Raw genomic sequence first — 18,465 nt, 5'->3', positions numbered from 1 at the left:
GGAATAATCAAGTGGATGAAGTAGATCACCAAGATCTACTTCATTTTAGTATTTCAGAAAGATTTAATGAAATACGGTTTCCAAAGCTTTTAAACCCACTTTAGGGTCGAGCAAGCCGTTATAGATTTCCGGAACTTCACGATCTACGCCTAAGAGTTGATAGATAGCGAGCATGGCACCACGGATGGAATATTCCACGGTAAACACCACATCATCTTCCAGCTCCACAAATTGCCCCAAGAAAGCAAAATTAACGGCATTCTCTGGAATCAGTAAGGGACGGTCGCCCGCTTTACGACAAGCAAACAGGGCAGAAGCATAGGGCATCATCACGGTGCTAATGTCACTATGTGCCAGTACATGATCCAAAATATCGTCGAATCCGAGTTGATGAATTAACTCAATCACAATTTCTTGCCCAGTGGCTTCACTCATTGGTTTTTTGATGTAGTCACCGATGTGGTCAATTTCAAAGCCATAGCCCCATAGAGTAAATTTGCCTTCAGGTAGGTCAGCAAAATGTGGCTGTGCAGGAAGGACGATGGATAAATGCCAGCCCGATTCAAACCAAGTCATCAGTGCACCCGTTCCCGGTTCATTACCTGTGTAATCAATGATGCGTTTAAGCAGCACATCATCATGCAGGGTCAGGGTAAAAGACTTCCATTTATGTTCGTCGATATTGCCATTAAAGGTCATTGGGCGACCAAAATCAGGTGCTTTTTGTGCAAGGGTTTCCCATAAGCGCCAGCCATGATCCTGTCGATCACGAATTAAGGCTGGCACATCATTTTGACCACCATAACGTGAATCGGCTGTAATCGAGCCTAAGGTAAATAAGACGAGATCATGTTCACCTAAGATAATCTGTTCAGTCCCTTCTGGGAGATTGAGATAAAGCTTGCTTGCCTTACGTTGTTTGCTTTGCTCATCTTCAATAAAATCAGCATCGGTGACATAAGTACCAAAACGGACATCCACACCTTGTTCGACCAACCAACGTTGTAAGGGATAGATCATCGAATCATATTGATTGTATTTAGTACGCTTAACCCCAGCCAAGGTATGAATACGGGGTAATTCCTGAATAAAGCGTAAGAAATAGCGGCGTAATTCCGCTGCACTATGCCATTTCTGGAAGGCAAAGGTCGTGCGCCACATCCGCCAGAAATTGCTTTGGAAAAATGCATCATCAAAAAATTCATCAATACGGCGACTGCCAATCCGTTCTTCTTTGAGTGCCAACAGGCGTAGCATTTGTGCTCGATTCAAAGTGGATAAGCCAAGCTTTTCGGCTTCTGCAATGACATGGTTGGCATCGATTAAGCGGGCTTGGGCATGGGTTTTAATTTTTTCATTAAATTCACGGCATTCTTCGCGGACAGAAATGTTGGGATCTTCCAGTGAGGGGATGCTAGAGAATAGATCCCATGTGCAGAGGTAGGTTTCATCGGTCAACATTCTTCCGCCTCGAGTCACCCATGCATGGTTTGGATTGAGTGGGTTATGTCCACCATCCATTGAACCGCCTGAGACCTCAAGCTCTTCTAAAATATGAATGTTTTGGGCAGGGACTTTGGCATCACGAATGGCAAAGGCTGCTGCTGCCATACCAGCAATACCTCCGCCAATAATCCACAGATGTGATTGTGAAGGGTCTAAATTTTTCAATTTTTTAGTTTGCATCTAATGTGCCTCGGTTATCGTTATTGATGAAAATGAATTTAATTCCATAAATTTATTATGGGATTTAAGTCGCTAAAAATAAATGAAAGTTACACTAAAATGGATGACAAATTTTGATCATAAAATTAGTTTTATAGAAAAATCGGATACTCGATCCATGATGAAGATGAATATGCTATTTTTAAGTGTTTGATATTCATTGTAAATTGAGTCTTTGCTCTAGCTTGAGACTTTCTCATTAACTTCTATTGATTAAAGCGCACAAAATTGCTGAGATTAGTCAAAATTTTTATATCTTCTGGCGATGCTTTTTCAGTAAAATTAATATTTGAAAATTATTCTAATCTAGAGGTTTCACTTGGAATCGTTATTGATTTTAGGCTCCATTGCTTTGGCGTTAATGTTGGGTGCAATTAGCCCAGGTCCTACATTTATTTATGTGGCTAAAAACTCAATTGCGATTTCTCGCAAGCATGGACTGTTTACCGCCTTGGGAACAGGCACCGGTGCAGCTTTATTTGGTTTGCTGGCTGTGATGGGATTGCAGGCAATTTTATTAGCCGTACCTTCTGCTTATATCGCACTAAAAATATTTGGTGGTCTGTACTTGCTTTGGCTGGCTTATAAAATTATCAAACATGCTAAAGAACCAATGGAAGCGGTGAATGGCACTGTGAATCAGATGAGTTATGCACAAGCCTTTCGTTTAGGGCTGATTACTCAACTCAGTAATCCGAAGATTGCGATTATCCTTGCCAGTATTTTTACCGCCTTATTACCGAAAGACATTCCAAGTTATTACTATGTGGTGTTGCCAATGCTGTGCTTCTTTATTGATGCAGGTTGGTATTCGTTGGTTGCGGTGGCATTGTCAGCCGAAGGCCCACGTAAAGTTTATCTAAAATCAAAATCGATATTTGATCGCATCGCGGGTGGGGTAATGACCTTGCTGGGATTAAAGCTGATCTTTGGCATGAAATAATAGCGCAGAAAAAGCGACCGAGAAGGTCGCTTTTTTATTGCCTAGACTCAGTGCATGCAACTTAATCTTTAAAATGCACAGGAATCCATTGATAGCTTTTTCCATCAGCAGAATAAATATGCCCAATCCCTGGGAAAGGTAAATGGGGAGCAGCAATGGTTTGTCCATTCTTGGCGAAATCAGCAAACTGCTTTAAGCGTGTAGCGACGGCTTGTTTTGGATCAATATCATATTCAATCGCAGTTTCAGGTTGATCAAATTGCACAGTATGTGAATGCACGATATCGCCAATAAACACCACGCTTTCACCTTTGCTTTTTAATTCATAGCTAAAATGACCAGGCGTATGTCCCGCCGTGTTAATGACTTTAAAGCCTTGAATGTCATCACCGAGTTTATAGGTTTTAAAGCGTTGTTGGGCTTGGTACGGGGCAATGGCCTGTTTAATGTGCTTTACGGTTGCTTCATAACCCGCTTGTTTGTCTTTAGGAAGCTTAGCAGCCTGTTTTGGATCAAGCCAATAATTGGCTTCGTCATTGGATACATACACAGTTGCATTAGGGAAGTTAGCAACGCCATCTTTGCTGATGCCACAGACATGGTCTGGATGCAAATGGGTGAGTAAAATGGTATCGACTTGTTCAGGTTTATAGCCTGAAGCTTCGAGGTTTTTTAGAATCGAGCCTAAATGTGCACCAAAACAACTGGCAGCACCGCTATCGACTAAAACCAGTGATTTTCCTGTATTGACGAGAAAAGCATTGATGGAGGTCTGTACGCCTTTATCTTGATCGGCGTAGTATTTCTTTAAGATTTGCTGGACTTGTTGCGGTGAAATATCTTTAAACAAGCTTGGTGACATAAAGTTAGTGCCATCGAGCAGGGCGGTAATTTGTACATCACCGACTTGGTGTTGATAGTAGCCGGCAACCTGTTTTTGTTGTTCAATGATCGGCAGGGTTTTGCTTGTTTCTGCATGGCTAAGTAAAGGGAAGCTGCTCAAGAATGAGATAGAAAGGAGGAGGGCTGTTTTTTTCATAGAATCATTAAATTTATTAGAGAAAAACTTTTTTACCATGAATTCAAATAAAATGGGGTGTTTGAGCGCAGAAAAAAATCCGCTTTTGTAAGCGGATTTTATGGGATGTTCTAGTCTTACCGTATGGCCTTACTGCTGGGGTATCTTGGAAAAATCCACCATTTCAAACTCTTCAAGATCACAATTTGCCAGTGCACACTTCTGCTCAGTATAGGCCGCCTCACCTAAATTCTGTTTGGCTTTATTTGCCCAAAACTCAGCTTTTTTGGCATCTTGCTGCTCAACGGGCAGTCGAAATCCATATTCATCTGCAAGTGTCATTTGTGCAGCAACAGAACCTTGCTGTCCTGCTTTTTCGAGTAAGGGGATGTATTGTTCAGTAGTTGAATAGTATTGCGCCAGCAAATAACTTGCATAAGCATCCTTTTGATTGGAAAGCTTTTGAATTGGCTTAAGATCGATTTGTTCTTTTAGCGCTGAATCTTGTGAAAATAGAGCAAATTCTAAAAGTGCAACAGATGCAGTTGGGTCTCCTTGTTTGATATAACGATTCATTTGCTTTAAAAATAAGTTTTGTTGTTGATCGATATATTCTTTTGCCTTCTCCTCCTTATTTTCTGAAAGTAGCTGTTTTAATGTAGGATCAACTTTTATATTTGGGTTTTCGTCATCCGATTGAAATAAAGTATTGAATATTAGTTGAACTTGATCTTTAGCTTGTTGTACTTGAGGGCTAAATTGAGATTGAATTTCCTGAGCTAAAGCAATTTGAAAAGAAAAAATGCTGAAAAAGAAGACGGTGATTATTTTCTGGAACATGTTTTACCTAATGTATTTATCGTTCATTTAATATTTTGGTTGAATTATAGAAATAAAAAAAGGGCTTCCGAAGAAACCCTTACATCAGTTTTATATATTAAGACACTTTATCGCCTGGTTTAGCGCCAGATTCAGGTGAAATCACCCAAACACCTTCGCCATTACCTGCGGCAAGTACCATACCGTTAGAAATACCAAAGCGCATCTTACGCGGTGCAAGGTTAGCCACCATCACCACCAATTTGTCTTTTAGATCTTCTGGCTGATAAAACTCACGGATACCACTAAACACATTACGCGGCTCAGCTTCACCCACATCCAAAGTCAATTGAAGCAATTTATCAGAACCTTCAACGGTTGCTGCCTCAAGTACTTGAGCAACACGAAGGTCAACCTTCATAAAGTCTTCAATACCGATAATTTCAGCTTCACCTACTTTCGGCTCAGGCTTCTTCTCGGCTTTCTTTTCTTTTTTCTTCTCTGCTTTTGGCGCTTCTGCCGCCGCAGCTAAAGAATCTTTAGATGCATCGACCATTGCCGCAACAGCTTTGGCATCAACACGTTGCATCAATGGCTGGAATTGAGCAATTTCATGACCAACCAAGATCTGCTGACGTGATGCAAAGTCAAAGCTTTCAAGTTGTAAGAAGGCTTGAACTTGAGCTGCAAGTGTTGGCAACACAGGCGCCAAGTAAATCGCAAGTTGACGGAATAGGTTAATACCCACCGAACACACATCATGAACTTGTTGTTCCTGACCTTCTTGCTTCGCAAGTGCCCATGGTTTTTTCTCATCGATATATTGATTCGCGCGGTCAGCCAACGCCATGATTTCACGGATTGCAGCTGAGAATTCACGTGCTTCATAGGCTTGTGCGATTGAATCACCCGCATCAATAAAGCTTTGCACCAGTTCAGACTCTGCACATGTATTCGACAAAGTATTATTGAAGTTGGTGTTAATGAATTTTGCACAACGGCTGGCAATATTCACCACTTTACCGACAAGGTCAGAATTCACTTTTTGAACGAAGTCATCTAGGTTTAAATCAGAATCTTCAACTTTGTCAGAAAGCTTAGACGCAAAGTAATAACGTAGATATTCAGGATTCAAATGTTCTAAATAGGTTTCAGCTTTGATGAATGTACCGCGAGATTTCGACATCTTCTGACCATTCACCGTCAAGAAACCATTCACGAATAAACCTGATGGCGTACGGTAGTTTGCACCTTCAAGCATTGCTGGCCAGAACAGCGCATGGAAGTACACAATGTCTTTACCGATGAAGTGATAGACTTCTTTATCGCTGTCTTTTTTCCAGAAGTCATCAAAGCTTAAATCTGGACGTTTAGTTTTGATGTAGTTTTCAAAACTCGACATATAACCAATCGGTGCATCAACCCATACATAGAAATATTTGTTTGGCGCATCTGGAATTTCAAAACCGAAATAAGGCGCATCACGCGAAATATCCCAATCCGATAAACCCGCCTCAAACCATTCGTCTAGCTTGTTAGCGATCGAAACAGGCAAACGACCTTGGTCACGGGTCCATTTCTGTAAGTATTCTGAGAAATTCGGCAATTTAAAGAAGTAGTGATCCGATGATTTCTCAACAGGTGTCGCACCGCTTAAGGTAGAGCGTGGATTTTCTAATTCGGTGGCGTTATAGGTTGTACCACACACTTCACAAGCGTCGCCGTATTGATCTTCCGATTTACATTTCGGGCATGTGCCTTTAATGAAGCGGTCAGACAGGAACATACCTTTCTCAGGATCAAATAACTGCGTTACAGGACGAATCGCAATATTGCCTGCTTCACGGTTTTTAATATAAATCTCTTCTGAGCGTGCTTTATTCTCGTCACTATTGGTTGAATCATAGTGATCGAAATGTACACCAAAACCATCAAAGTCACGGATATGTTCTTTCTGAACATTGGCAATTTGTTGTTCTGGGCTAATCCCGTTGGCTTCAGCGCGTAGCATGATTGCTGTACCGTGAGCATCATCCGCACATACATAAGTCACATCATGGCCCATTGCACGCATCGCACGAACCCAAATATCTGCTTGGATATAACCGAGTAAGTGACCCATATGGATAGGACCATTGGCATAAGGTAGGGCATTGGTGACTAAAATTTTACGCACGGATATTGTTCTCTCATTCGTATTTGCAAGGCAGATGATTTTACATGACTTGGCCCCGACTTGCACAAGGGATTCAGTGAAATCTTTTCAAGCTGCATTATGGGTCTATTTTCACGACTTCATGCAAGCTTCACTTGTACTTCAATCAAAACACATTTCCTTTATCGATAATGGCTGCATGGTCAATAAGGAAAGGAAATAATCATGAGGTCTTGGCATTTGCTTTGCGCATCTTTTTGCGCAAGTGTGGCATCGGTTTTTAGTTTTGTGATTCCCTATTGTTTGTTCTTAAACTTTCAACAAAACCATTTATTGCATGTGGTCAGCAATGCGATGCAAGTGATGCTATATCTCACTCCATTTCTGATCGTGCTTGCTTTTCTCTTTTACGTCATTGTTTTATCAATATTGAAATTACCCAGCAAAATTTTTGATTTGGTGCAGTTTCTAAAAGTCAGTCTGGTCTTTTTTACGGGGTGGATAAGCTTAGTGCTGCTGATTTTATTTGAAGATCAAGTGAATGGCTTTGATTTTGAAACATTGGCCGTGAGTCTTTTCATTTTTGTTGCGGTTTTGCCCGTACTTGCAGTGGGTTGTATCAGTGCAAATAGTTGTTATGTGTTGATGTGCAAGAAACAGTATAAAAGTGCTTTTAGTTAAGTACTTTTAATTAACTGAAGCTTTTTTGTTTCGTGGTAGAAATAAACACCGTAGCTTTTGAGTTTAGTTTGATGTCCATTCATGGTGAAATAACCTGAACAGGGTACTTGCCATTGTTTCTCTGTATTCTCAGTAAAGCCAATCCAAGCATGTCCACTAAATGTAAACGTACGATCATCTTGAATTGTGAATTCATTAAAATAGACTGTATCGCACCAGAATGTATTTTGACCAAAATTTACTTTAGAAAATTTCCAGCAACTTAAAAAAGCAATCAAGGTTTCTAAGTCTTCGCTTTGTTTATATGTCTTGAATTGAAGAATAGTTTGGGCAATATCACGCTCTATAGCCAAGATTCTACGTTGAATTCTTCTTTTGCTGGAATAAACATATTTTGACCACTTTACATACCTTTCATCTTCTTGTTTTTGCAGTGCAAGTTCTTCTTTATTCATATTCGATTTTGAGTCGTTTTATCTATGAGTTTTTGATTATTAAGTTGAGAAAAAAGTATGCATCCCGAAGGATTACATACTCTGCATTTGTTTTACTGTGACACTGTGCTTTGAATTTTTTCTTAAAGAGATAATCTTTCCTTTGGATAGGAAATGAATGTGATAGCTCTTTAAGCCGTCCGTTTTCGGATCAAGGGTAATTTCAGCAAACATTGGCGTCTGCCAAAGTTCATCACTGCCTAAAGTTCCTAACCACGCTTGTGCTTTTAATGCCACCGTAAATTCATCTGTGAATTCAAGCTCAGTAATACTGAGTTCACTGCACCAATGTTCGGTTTTAGGAAATTCAGCTTTAGAAAATTTCCAGCAGATCGTAAGCGCCAGACTGCTTTCAACAGGTGCTTTATCATCACTCTGTTGATCAATCACTGGGATTAACTGTTCAGCAAGATCCTTTTCAAATGAAAGAATCATGTTCTGGATTCTTCTTTTACTTGAAAGAATATACTTCAAACGTTTTTCTTGGGCTTGAAGTTCCTGCTGAATTTCTAAGAGTTCATTTTCATTCATATTAGGTAATTCTGACAACGAGGTCTATGATTGAGATATTGCGGAAGTATATCCGAACTATCTCCTTATATTGTTAATAGTTTTTAATACAAATTTATTGGTTGTAAAAATGATCGAAACTGCACGATTACGCTTAAGACAATGGCAAGTAGAGGACTATGCATCCTTTGCCGCAATGGGGACCAATCCACAAGTGATGGAGTATTTCCCCAAACTTCTGACTCGAGCAGAAAGCGATGCCATGATCGATAAAATGAAATCAATTATCGACGCACAAGGCTGGGGCTTATGGGCGGTTGAGTTAAAGCACAATCAACAGTTTATTGGTTTTGTTGGTTTGCATGATCAACCGACACAATTTTCATTTTCGCCTTGTGTGGAAATTGGATGGCGACTCGATCAAGCCTATTGGGGGCAGGGTTATGCACCAGAAGCTGCCCAAGCGGCACTTGCATTTGCTTTTGATCAATTGAAACTGGAGAAAGTTGTTGCATTTACCACTTTGGAAAATGCCAAATCACAAGCCGTGATGCGAAAATTACAGATGAAAAAAGTGTCTAACTTTCAGCATCCCGCTTTAGCCTCAGAGCATCCTTTAAGCTGGCATGTGCTGTATGAGATTCTACGATCTGATTTTGTTGAATAAATGGGATGTTATTCATTTATATGATTTTTATATCTAAAAATTAAAAGCTTTATCAATCCGCAATCAATTGAATCTTCCTGTATCCCATTTGTTTCAATTTGCAGCAATGGGCAAAAAAAAACCTCAAACACGGTATAACTAAGACTGATCCAAACAATATGTTTTTTACCTATAGTGAGGAAATATCATGACAAACGAAAAACTTGATGAATTAAAAGACCAAGCAGCAGAATTGGGTAATGACTTAAAATACAAAGCAAAAGAAGCTCAGCTACAAGGTGAAAAAGCAGTGGATGACTTAAAACACTCCGCGGAGGAGCTTAAGTTAAAAGGTGAAAAAGCCCTTGATGATTTAAAGAAAGATGTCTCTGAGCAAAATGCAGCAGGTAAAGAGGCTGTTTCATCTAAAGTGGATGATATCAAAGCCAAACTTGAAGATACCCAACACGCAGTTCAAGATAAGTTTGATCAGTTTAAAGAAGAAGCTGGCCATAAACTGGATGATGCCAAAGCCAAAGCATCGGAATTGAAAGATGAAGCTGCTGCAAAGTTTGATGATCTAAAAGCCCAAGCAAGCCATAAATTGGATGATTTAAAGAAAGCTGCAACAGATACCATCAATAAATTCAAAGGTTAAGCTTGCTAACCCAGTGATCGACTGAAGATCTTCCTCAAACATATGTAACGTATGTTTGAGGATTTTTATTTGAATATTTTTAAATTGGTTTCTATCAGGCCGTGCAAATAAATCGTACTGGTTGATTGATGGGCATATCAATGTATTGTTGGCGTTCTAGATCGAAAATCTTATAAAAGGGCTGAGTACGTTTTTGATCAGGGAAAAGCTGATTCATTAATGCTGTTTCTAAGGATGGCTGAGTTTCTTGGAGGTGTATTTTTCCTTCTTTATCGATGTAGAGTTTGACATTCAATCTGAACGATTCACCTTCTAATGGAACACTTTTTTGTAAAAGCAAACAGGCCATTTCAGTTAAGGACGACGGTGATGCAACCCGTCGAATACGTTGTATAACAGCTTGATCTTGCATGGAAATAAAATAATAAACTTGCTCGTAGTTTGAGAATAGGCGTTGATTATTGTGATCACGTTGTTCTGCCGAAGCCTCCTGAGTGGGTAAATCCTCTGGCTTTATCTGTTGCGCAAGTGCTAAAGCATGCCGATTAAGTCGCTCTGAGTTGCTTGTCTTAAATAATTGAATCTTTAATCCATTTTTTTCTGGGCTGATTCTAATTGATATCTTAATTTCAGACGAAGGGGTTTGTTCATTTACCACAATTTCTGTTTGTGGTGGCAATTGATAAACAGCAGGATTAATCGATTCTTGAGCGAATAGCGGGAAGCAAGCAAATAAACTACATATCACTAAATAATATCGTGTCATTGAATACTCCCAAGTGAAGCATAAACATCATGTGACTCTGCATATGATGAAAGCGTAATCCCATATTTTTCATGGTCGATATGATCAGCTTAACAAGATATCCCATTCCTGTGAAAAGTATCAGTTGCTGAAGATTGAAATTTAAAGCAGAAAAGTTGCTATAAAAAATGAGCAATTATCTGCTTTGATATGAGCGTCAATTCTCCAATACTGCTAAACTAGCCAAACTCAGTGAAATGTTGATCTGTTTTTGGAGTAAACAAAATGTCGTGGCTTTCTTCCTTAAAATCTGTTTTTTCACCAGCACAAGAAGTGAAGGAAGACGAGATTCAAACAGTTCTACAAAATTATGTACTGCCACATTCAGACAATGCGCTCAAAGAACGCATTAGCCAAGTGAATGTACAAGGCCGTATTTTACAACTTACAGTGAATACCTTTCCTGAAGAAAAAGATCATTTACAGCAGATTCATGACGAACTGGCTGAAGCCTTGGAAAAATGCGGTATCCAAGAATTAAACTTACATATTATCCAACAAAAACATGCGGCGCATGGTGAAGCAGGTCATAGTTGCTCATCAAAGCCAAAAGCAGAAAACAGCAATTTACCTCCTGTGATGGATGCGTCACCTAAAGCGGAAGCTGATCCGAATAATCCTCCGATTCAAAAAGCTGCACCACAACAACGCGATGTGGCTGCACATCCGCGTATCCAAAATGTGATTTTAGTTTCCTCGGGTAAAGGCGGCGTAGGTAAATCTACCACCACGGTCAACCTTGCACTTGCATTACAACAACTCGGTTTAAAAGTCGGTGTCTTGGATGCCGATATTTACGGACCAAGTATCCCAACCATGTTGGGCAATGCGGGCAGAACCCCGCAGATTGAAAATGAACACTTTGTGCCCTTAGATGCTTATGGTATGGCGGTGCTGTCGATTGGGCATTTAATTGGTGCGCATAATACGCCTGTGGCATGGCGTGGTCCAAAAGCCACTGGTGCATTGATGCAGTTATTCAATCAGACTTTATGGCCTGATCTAGATGTATTGGTGATTGATATGCCACCTGGCACAGGCGATATCCAACTGACTCTGGCACAACGTATTCCTGTGACAGGTGCAGTGATTGTTACCACGCCACAGAATGTTGCGTTGATGGATGCAACCAAGGGTATTGAATTATTTAATAAAGTGAATATTCCTGTACTCGGTGTGATTGAAAATATGTCGACGCATATTTGCTCGAATTGTGGTCATGAAGAGCAAATCTTTGGTACAGGCGGCGGTGATCAGTTGTCAGAGCAATATCATATTCCTTTGCTCGGTCATTTACCTTTAGATGCAAAAATTCGTGAACATGCAGATAAAGGCACACCAAGTGTGATCGCAAAGGATGCAGCCGCAGACAGTTATCTCAATATTGCACAAGCCGTATTGCAACAAATGGATAAGTTACCAAAACGCCAGAAAGACGATAAACGTATTTTTTAAGTACACAGAAAACCCAACATGCTGATGTTGGGTTTTTGCTTTCTAAAGCAAATCACTTTTTATTTAGGCCATTTCAAAACTCACCTTAACAGCAAAGTAGGTACGTTACTTGCTTTGTATAGGGTTTCTTTTTTAAGACAGGTTAATGATGCAAGTTAAATATTTTATCGGTATTGCCAGTGTATGTATGGCTCTATTTTTAGGTGCATGTAATGGTGACGGCAATTCAAATTCGACTCAACCTCAAGAACAAGCAAAATTACAGCCGATAGTGATCCAAGGCGCATTGCCTGTTGAATCAGAGCGAATGGCATCAAAACTAGAAAATGTCAGTGTTGAAACCATTGGTGGCTGGAAATTTTGGAAAGGTACCTATAAAGGTTATCCAATGGTGATCTCTAAAACCCGTATGGGCATGAGCAACTCGGCCGCAGCGACAGCCATTGCAATTCAGCATTATCAACCGATTGCGATTATCAATCAGGGAACCTCGGGTGGACATGATCCAGACCTCAAGGTGTTTGATATTGTATTAGGCAAATACACCACCAATATTGGTGCATTTAAAACGCCAAATAAACCGATTGGCGGTGGTTCAAATGCGTTGGAATGGAATGAGGCCTTTGACGTATTACCAGAAGATGAGTCTGATCCAGAACCGATTGCGATTCGTAAATTCGAAGGGGATAAGGAGTTATTGGTCGCTGCTTATAAAGCTAAAGTGTATTACAGTAAAGGACAAGTGGTTGAAGGCACCATCGGTTCAGCAGATACCTGGAATAATGAACTTGATCGTATCAACTTTTTCCATACCAAATACGGAACCTCTGTAGAAGAAATGGAAGCCGCATCGGTGGCTCAAATTGCGCAACAGTTCAAAGTACCATTCCTTGGGGTGCGTATCTTATCGAATAATATTACCAATAATGGTGCCTATGACCCTGCAACAGGCGAAGCGTGTCAGGACTATGCACTTGAGGTCGCTGAGCAATATATGAAGGCGAAAGTGGACGCTAAATAATTAATGTGATCGAGAGGAAATCATTTAAATGGTTTCTTCTCGCTGTTGTTTTTCTCGTTTGCGCCAGCTTCGAATCACGATCCAGCGCCACATCAGGTGAGTCGCTAGATAAAATAAAATGGCAAATAAAACAGCTTCAATGATTAGACCTGAAACTAGAATTTTGGCCAAACTAAAATCAATATGACCATGCCCAAAGTTCTTAATCCAGTTTAAAATTTGATGCAGAACACCAAGTAGCATCTCTTTATTAATCATATTGACATGATAAATTTTTGTCCCAAACCAAAAGCCTAAATACAGAATTGGCACCACGGTAAAAGGATTAGTGAGCCAAGCCATACAGAGGCCAATCGGTAAATTTACCTCAAAAAATAACACCGTCAGAATAATAAACAGACTATGGAATGGAACAGGTAAAATACCCCAGAAGGTACCAATAAACATGGCTTTTGCAATTGAGCGACGATTCACATACCAAAGCAATGGATTTAAGGCGCGATCACCAAAAATTTTCATTAGCTTTAAGCTCGCGACTTTCTCTGATGAAGGCAGCCACTTGTGAAAGAATTGCTTAGGCATAAATGCGGAAATAGACCCAATAGAATAGATAAACAGGAAATTGTATAAAAAATAACACGATTTACTTAGTGAAAACTTAAAATAGCGCTGAACATTATTGCACTAAAAACAAGACTCAGGCGAATAGCTTACATTTCTTGTATTTTAAATAGGCACTTTTTATGCTGTGACTGTTGAGTAGAGTTGACTTGAAATCCATAAAGTAAATATAAAACAGTTGTTTAAGTTATATTTGGTCATAACTGTTTACAGTTAATTTTTTGCTATGGTTTAGGAATTGGATTAATCTGAAACGATCTTCTAGTGAGGTCATTCAATGATTTCATGGTTCTTTATTGGTTTAGTCATTACCATTCTGCTGACGCCTGGCCCTACCAATACCTTATTGGCATCTTCGGGGATTCAGGTCGGTTTACGTCGATCTTTATTATTGATTCCTGCAGAAGCGATTGGCTATATCATTGCAATTAGTGCATGGGGCCTGCTGATTGGTAAAGTCTCAGCGACTTTGCCTGCCTTGCCGATTTTTCTGAAATTATTAAGTGCGGGTTATATCGTCTTTCTTGCGATTAAATTATGGCGCACTGCGAACCAAGAAGTGGCTTTAAATCAACCGACCATTCGACCTAGAGAATTGTTATGCGCGACCTTGCTCAATCCTAAAGCACTGTTATTTGCTTCAGCGATTTTTCCTGTTGCAGTATGGAAAAGCCAAGAGCTTTATATGGCACATATGAGCACCTTTGTCGGCTTGATTTTGCCAATTGCATTATTCTGGATTTCAGTTGGTGCAATGTTAGCAACGAATAAAGTTGCATGGTTGTCTCAATCAAAATTACAGCGCACTGCATCTGTAGTACTTATGGCTTTTGCCATCCCCATTAGCTATTCAGCATTGATCAATTTATAACTTTGTCAGCATTGATCAATTTATAACTTTGACAGCGTTATCTACATAACAGGATAGTGCTGTTGTTTTCATTGATACCATTTTACGTTAAAGTACTCGCCAATTATTAACTTCGTCTATGGATAAAAAGTCATGGCAATAAAATCTGATCGTTGGATTCGTGAAATGAGCGAAAAACACGGCATGATTGAACCTTATGCAGAGAATCAAGTTCGTTTTGATGAAAACGGAGAAAAGTTGATTTCTTATGGGGTATCGAGCTATGGCTACGATGTCCGTTGTGCACGTGAGTTTAAGGTGTTTACCAACGTCCATTCAGCGATTGTTGACCCAAAGAACTTCGATGATAAAAGCTTTATCGATATCGAATCTGATGTGTGTATCATTCCACCAAACTCATTTGCGCTAGCACGTACCATTGAATACTTCCGTATTCCACGAAATGTCCTCACGGTTTGCTTGGGTAAATCAACTTATGCGCGTTGCGGTATCATTGTGAATGTAACGCCGTTAGAGCCAGAGTGGGAAGGTCACGTTACCCTAGAGTTCTCAAATACAACCAATTTGCCAGCGCGTATTTATGCAGGTGAAGGTGTTGCACAAATGTTGTTCTTTGAAAGCGATGAAGTATGTGAAACATCATATAAAGACCGTGGTGGTAAATATCAAGGTCAAACCGGTGTGACTTTACCAAAGACCTAATTTTTAATCGTTTTAAGTTTTTAACCATTGATCAAAGGGTCAATGGTTAATACCCTCTCCGTAAAAGTTAAATATAATTCTTATCGCTTTTAACGAATAATAATTTTTAGAGTTTTAGTATTTTCTTATTTAAAGTCGATTAAATTTTATCAATCTAAGCAAAACTCTTTATTCTTCTCACTTTTTTCAATTTAATACTGTCAAATACAGATAATTGCTAGCATGTGATTTATTTATCCTTTGATAAAGTTTTAACCATTAGTCAGGAAAATATATAAATTAATCAAATAATAAAAAAGATATGTTAAAAATAAACCGCAATTTTTTAAAAAATATTAAGAATAGGTGGGATAATTGTGAATAAAATCTATCAAGTAGTATGGAATGCAACACATCTTTGCTGGCAAGCCGTGAGTGAGAAGGCCAAAGGAGGCATTGTTGCAACGCAATCAACAACAAAAATCAAATCTAAAAGCTCAGTTGCCCATACAGTAAAACTAGCAGCGTTGTTTGCGGTGAATGTATTGAGTGCAAGTATTGTATTTGCAGGACCAACAGGTGGGGTGGTGAGTTCTGGAACAGCGAGCATTTCAACCGCAGGTACCACCACCACGATTAACCAGTCCACCGCAAAAGCTGCAATTGACTGGAGCAGCTTTTCCACCAATAGCAATGAAATTGTGAATTTCGTGCAACCGAATAGCAGCTCGATTACCTTAAACCGCGTCACAGGTACAAGTGCATCCAACTTAAATGGTCAGTTAAATGCCAATGGACAAGTGTTTATTATTAACCCGAATGGGGTGCTATTTGGCAGTACCTCACAGGTGAATACCGCGGGTTTGGTGGCATCGACTTTAAACCTGAGTAATGCTGATTTTAATAATAATCTCTTTAATTTTAATAATACTAGCAATAACAAAACCATTGAGAACCGCGGCAAAATCACGGTACCTACAGGCGGTACAGTGGCATTGATTGCCCCAACAGTAAAACAGACTGGTACGATCAAAGCACCGCAGGGCAATGTATTATTGGCAGCAGGTGGTGATATTACCCTGAGTCTAAATAATGGCAGCCTATTGGGTTACACCATTAATCAAGGTAAAGCACAGGCCTTGATTAACTCAGGTGGTATGATTCAAGCCGATGGCGGTAAAGTGATCCTTACTGCAAAAGGCATTGATGAATTAAGTAATGCGGTGGTGAATAGTGTTGGCGTGATCCAAGCACAAACGGTGAATAATGTTCGCGGTGTGATTGAGCTCGGCAGTGATTTAAGCAGCGGTAAGGTAAATGTTAGCGGTACCCTCGATGCATCCGCCCCGAACGGTGGTAATGGTGGGCAGATTAAAACCTCTGCGGCAGAGGTAAACATCAATTCAGGAACCAATATCACGACACAGCGAAATAGTACGAGCAGCTTACCGCCGACCACCAGTGGCTGGGAGTTGAAAGCCAAAAATGTTGATGTCGATTTCTTTGGTGGCAGTGTCAGTAGTACCACTTTGGGTGATGCTTTAAACAAAGGTAACGTCAGCTTGAATGCGATTGGTACGGCAGAAGGCCAAGGCAATATTAATCTCAATGATGCAAGCAGTTGGAACGCCAATACCGCACTAACACTAACCGCAACTAAAGATATTAATTTTAATAGCGATTTGGACTTAAGTGGAGATAAAGCCAAGCTTGCCATGAACTATGGAGCTGGTTCGGATTACAACTTAAATAATGGTGCCAAGATTAATATCAGCGGTTCATCACCTGATTTAGTGATTAATGATAAATCATATATTGTAATTAATGACCTGGGTGTCGAGGGGGATACAAGTAGCAATACCTTACAGGGCATGCAAAATAACCTGACTGGTAACTATGCTTTAGGTAGCAATATTGATGCGTCTGATACGGTGAATTGGAATAATGGTAAAGGCTTTGAGGCAATTGGGCAGCTGAAAGTCAGTGATGTCTACCAATATTTACAAGGTGAAGGAATCTCTTCAGCTGTACCCGCTTTTCAAGGTGGTTTTCATGGTTTAGGTCATCAGATAGAAGGTTTAACGATTCATAAACCTGAAGGTGTTGATCAATTAGGAGCTATTCCACAAGGTTTATTTGGAGTGACCTATAAGAGTGAGCTCAGAGATGTAGGTTTGACTAACATATCTTTGGATGGATTCGCTTATGTTGGTGCTTTAACTGGACTATATCTAGGGGGAGATATTAAAAATGCTTATAGTACAGGTCGTGTGGATGGACTGTTATTGACTGGTGGTTTGATTGGCCAAGCAGGTGTCCCGTATTTTGAAGTTAATCAAGGTAAAATTAGTCAAAGCTATTCAACTGCGCAAGTAAAAGGCTTTGTGGGGGTTGGAGGTTTAGTAGGAATGAGCCTTCTACCAATTTACGACAGTTATGCTACTGGGGATATTACTTTCTCTGATTTATCGCGATTAGCAGAACAATGGGACAAAGATAATACTGGAGTAACATTTGGCTTATATGCGGGAGGCTTAGCTGGTCAGTCAGTCGGAATTTATAATAGCTATGCGACAGGCGATATTTTATCAGGGGCATATATCAATGGAAACTGGCATCCAGAGTTTGCTTTTGCTGGTGCTGGTGGTTTAGCTGGAGTGCTCGCTTATTCTCCAGGACAAAATGAAAATTATTATATAGATCATAGTTATGCAACTGGAAATGTAAGTGGCCTAACTGCGTTGGGAGGTTTAGTGGGCCAGATTGTAGCTAATTCTGAAACATCGCGTTTGTATGTTAATAATAGTTATGCTACTGGTGATGTGATTGGGAATAGTGCTGTCCAAAGTCAATATGTTGGAGGACTAGTTGGTTACAATACACCTAATAGTATAATTCAACAAAGTTTGTCTGGAGGAAAGGTAAAAGGAGAATCTTCGGTTGGTGGGCTTGTTGGTCGAAATGATGGTATTGTTACAAATTCATATTCAACAAGTATAACTGAAGGTGCAACTTCAGTTGGAGGGCTCATTGGATATAATATTGGAACGGTTGAAAATAGTTATTCAAATGGAGCTGTAACTGGGGTAAATCATGTCGGGGGGCTCATTGGAGATGACCCTTATGCTAATGGTATAGTCATTAATAGTTACTGGAATATCGAAACTTCTGGTCAATCTAGTAGTGCAGGCGGCACTGGAAAAACCACAGCAGAACTGCAAAAAATTCTGATTTTTTCAGGTTGGGATATTGCCGATGCTTCGGATCCAAACTCAAGCTCGACATGGGTGATTGATGAAGATAATACAACCCCATGGCTTCGCTATAATCATTAAGATTAAAAGAGATTATTAAGATATAAG

17 protein-coding genes are annotated in these 18,465 nt (G+C 39.8%); 9 read left to right on the top strand and 8 right to left on the bottom strand.

Going from position 1 to position 18,465, the window contains the following annotated elements:
• Positions 1-63: 63 nt before the first annotated feature.
• The gene (locus NDN13_RS10350; protein WP_251115414.1) at positions 64-1,686 is read right to left on the bottom strand and encodes an oleate hydratase; all 1,623 of its coding nucleotides are present in this window, start codon (positions 1,684-1,686) and stop codon (positions 64-66) included.
• A 358-nt stretch (positions 1,687-2,044) separates the two neighbouring features.
• On the opposite strand from NDN13_RS10350, the gene NDN13_RS10345 reads away from it, so the two are divergent.
• Positions 2,045-2,668 carry a LysE family translocator gene (locus NDN13_RS10345; protein WP_159413704.1) on the top strand — a complete coding sequence of 208 codons (624 nt, stop codon included), beginning with the start codon at positions 2,045-2,047 and terminating at the stop codon, positions 2,666-2,668.
• Between the two features lie 61 nt (positions 2,669-2,729).
• Here NDN13_RS10345 and NDN13_RS10340 read toward each other — a convergent pair whose 3' ends face one another.
• From NDN13_RS10340 to metG, 3 genes are all read right to left on the bottom strand, one after another.
• The gene (locus tag NDN13_RS10340; protein WP_251115413.1) at positions 2,730-3,707 is read right to left on the bottom strand and encodes an MBL fold metallo-hydrolase; all 978 of its coding nucleotides are present in this window, start codon (positions 3,705-3,707) and stop codon (positions 2,730-2,732) included.
• A gap of 129 nt (positions 3,708-3,836) precedes the next feature.
• On the bottom strand, positions 3,837-4,526 hold the full coding sequence (locus NDN13_RS10335; RefSeq protein ID WP_251115412.1) for an SEL1-like repeat protein: 690 nt from the start codon (positions 4,524-4,526) through the stop codon (positions 3,837-3,839).
• A gap of 97 nt (positions 4,527-4,623) precedes the next feature.
• A complete protein-coding gene (metG, locus tag NDN13_RS10330; RefSeq protein ID WP_251115411.1) occupies positions 4,624-6,681 on the bottom strand; it encodes a methionine--tRNA ligase in 2,058 nt (685 codons plus the stop codon).
• Between the two features lie 204 nt (positions 6,682-6,885).
• Here metG and NDN13_RS10325 point away from each other — a divergent pair, with 204 nt between their 5' ends.
• Complete coding sequence (locus NDN13_RS10325; protein WP_251115410.1) at positions 6,886-7,341, top strand: hypothetical protein; 456 nt, start codon at positions 6,886-6,888, stop codon at positions 7,339-7,341.
• Here the strand turns inward: NDN13_RS10325 and NDN13_RS10320 are convergent.
• Both NDN13_RS10320 and NDN13_RS10315 read right to left on the bottom strand, forming a co-directional pair.
• Positions 7,338-7,796 (bottom strand): hypothetical protein, encoded by a 459-nt coding sequence (locus tag NDN13_RS10320; protein ID WP_251115409.1) that lies wholly within the window; start codon positions 7,794-7,796, stop codon positions 7,338-7,340. The two genes, NDN13_RS10325 and NDN13_RS10320, sit on opposite strands and share 4 nt — an antisense overlap.
• A gap of 72 nt (positions 7,797-7,868) precedes the next feature.
• Entirely contained in the window at positions 7,869-8,366 is a 498-nt protein-coding gene (locus tag NDN13_RS10315; protein ID WP_251115408.1) for a hypothetical protein, read from the bottom strand.
• A gap of 109 nt (positions 8,367-8,475) precedes the next feature.
• Here NDN13_RS10315 and NDN13_RS10310 point away from each other — a divergent pair, with 109 nt between their 5' ends.
• Positions 8,476-9,012: a GNAT family N-acetyltransferase gene (locus NDN13_RS10310; RefSeq protein ID WP_251115407.1), complete on the top strand. Its 537-nt coding sequence runs from the start codon at positions 8,476-8,478 to the stop codon at positions 9,010-9,012.
• 187 nt (positions 9,013-9,199) lie between these two features.
• The gene (locus NDN13_RS10305) at positions 9,200-9,649 is read left to right on the top strand and encodes a hypothetical protein (RefSeq protein WP_251115406.1); all 450 of its coding nucleotides are present in this window, start codon (positions 9,200-9,202) and stop codon (positions 9,647-9,649) included.
• 94 nt (positions 9,650-9,743) lie between these two features.
• Here the strand turns inward: NDN13_RS10305 and NDN13_RS10300 are convergent, their stop codons facing one another.
• Positions 9,744-10,415 (bottom strand): hypothetical protein, encoded by a 672-nt coding sequence (locus NDN13_RS10300; protein ID WP_251115405.1) that lies wholly within the window; start codon positions 10,413-10,415, stop codon positions 9,744-9,746.
• 264 nt (positions 10,416-10,679) lie between these two features.
• On the opposite strand from NDN13_RS10300, the gene apbC reads away from it, so the two are divergent.
• Positions 10,680-11,909, top strand: a complete 1,230-nt coding sequence (gene apbC, locus NDN13_RS10295) for an iron-sulfur cluster carrier protein ApbC (protein ID WP_251115404.1) — start codon at positions 10,680-10,682, stop codon at positions 11,907-11,909.
• A gap of 145 nt (positions 11,910-12,054) precedes the next feature.
• Positions 12,055-12,930: a 5'-methylthioadenosine/S-adenosylhomocysteine nucleosidase gene (locus NDN13_RS10290; protein ID WP_251115403.1), complete on the top strand. Its 876-nt coding sequence runs from the start codon at positions 12,055-12,057 to the stop codon at positions 12,928-12,930.
• Positions 12,931-12,954: 24 nt separating this feature from the next.
• Here NDN13_RS10290 and NDN13_RS10285 read toward each other — a convergent pair whose 3' ends face one another.
• Positions 12,955-13,512 (bottom strand): DUF2062 domain-containing protein, encoded by a 558-nt coding sequence (locus tag NDN13_RS10285; protein ID WP_032858878.1) that lies wholly within the window; start codon positions 13,510-13,512, stop codon positions 12,955-12,957.
• Positions 13,513-13,828: 316 nt separating this feature from the next.
• On the opposite strand from NDN13_RS10285, the gene NDN13_RS10280 reads away from it, so the two are divergent.
• The 3 genes from NDN13_RS10280 to NDN13_RS10270 all read left to right on the top strand — a co-directional run bounded on the left by NDN13_RS10280 (position 13,829) and on the right by NDN13_RS10270 (position 18,438).
• Positions 13,829-14,422 carry a LysE family translocator gene (locus NDN13_RS10280; protein ID WP_251115402.1) on the top strand — a complete coding sequence of 198 codons (594 nt, stop codon included), beginning with the start codon at positions 13,829-13,831 and terminating at the stop codon, positions 14,420-14,422.
• A gap of 132 nt (positions 14,423-14,554) precedes the next feature.
• Positions 14,555-15,124 carry a dCTP deaminase gene (gene dcd / locus NDN13_RS10275; RefSeq protein ID WP_003653416.1) on the top strand — a complete coding sequence of 190 codons (570 nt, stop codon included), beginning with the start codon at positions 14,555-14,557 and terminating at the stop codon, positions 15,122-15,124.
• 356 nt (positions 15,125-15,480) lie between these two features.
• The gene (locus NDN13_RS10270) at positions 15,481-18,438 is read left to right on the top strand and encodes a two-partner secretion domain-containing protein (protein WP_251115401.1); all 2,958 of its coding nucleotides are present in this window, start codon (positions 15,481-15,483) and stop codon (positions 18,436-18,438) included.
• Positions 18,439-18,465 lie beyond the last annotated feature (27 nt).

The organism is Acinetobacter sp. C32I, assembly GCF_023702715.1.
GTDB lineage: Bacteria > Pseudomonadota > Gammaproteobacteria > Pseudomonadales > Moraxellaceae > Acinetobacter.
The sequence above is the reverse complement of the archived record's forward strand: the minus strand, read 5'-3'. Positions and strand labels throughout refer to the sequence as shown.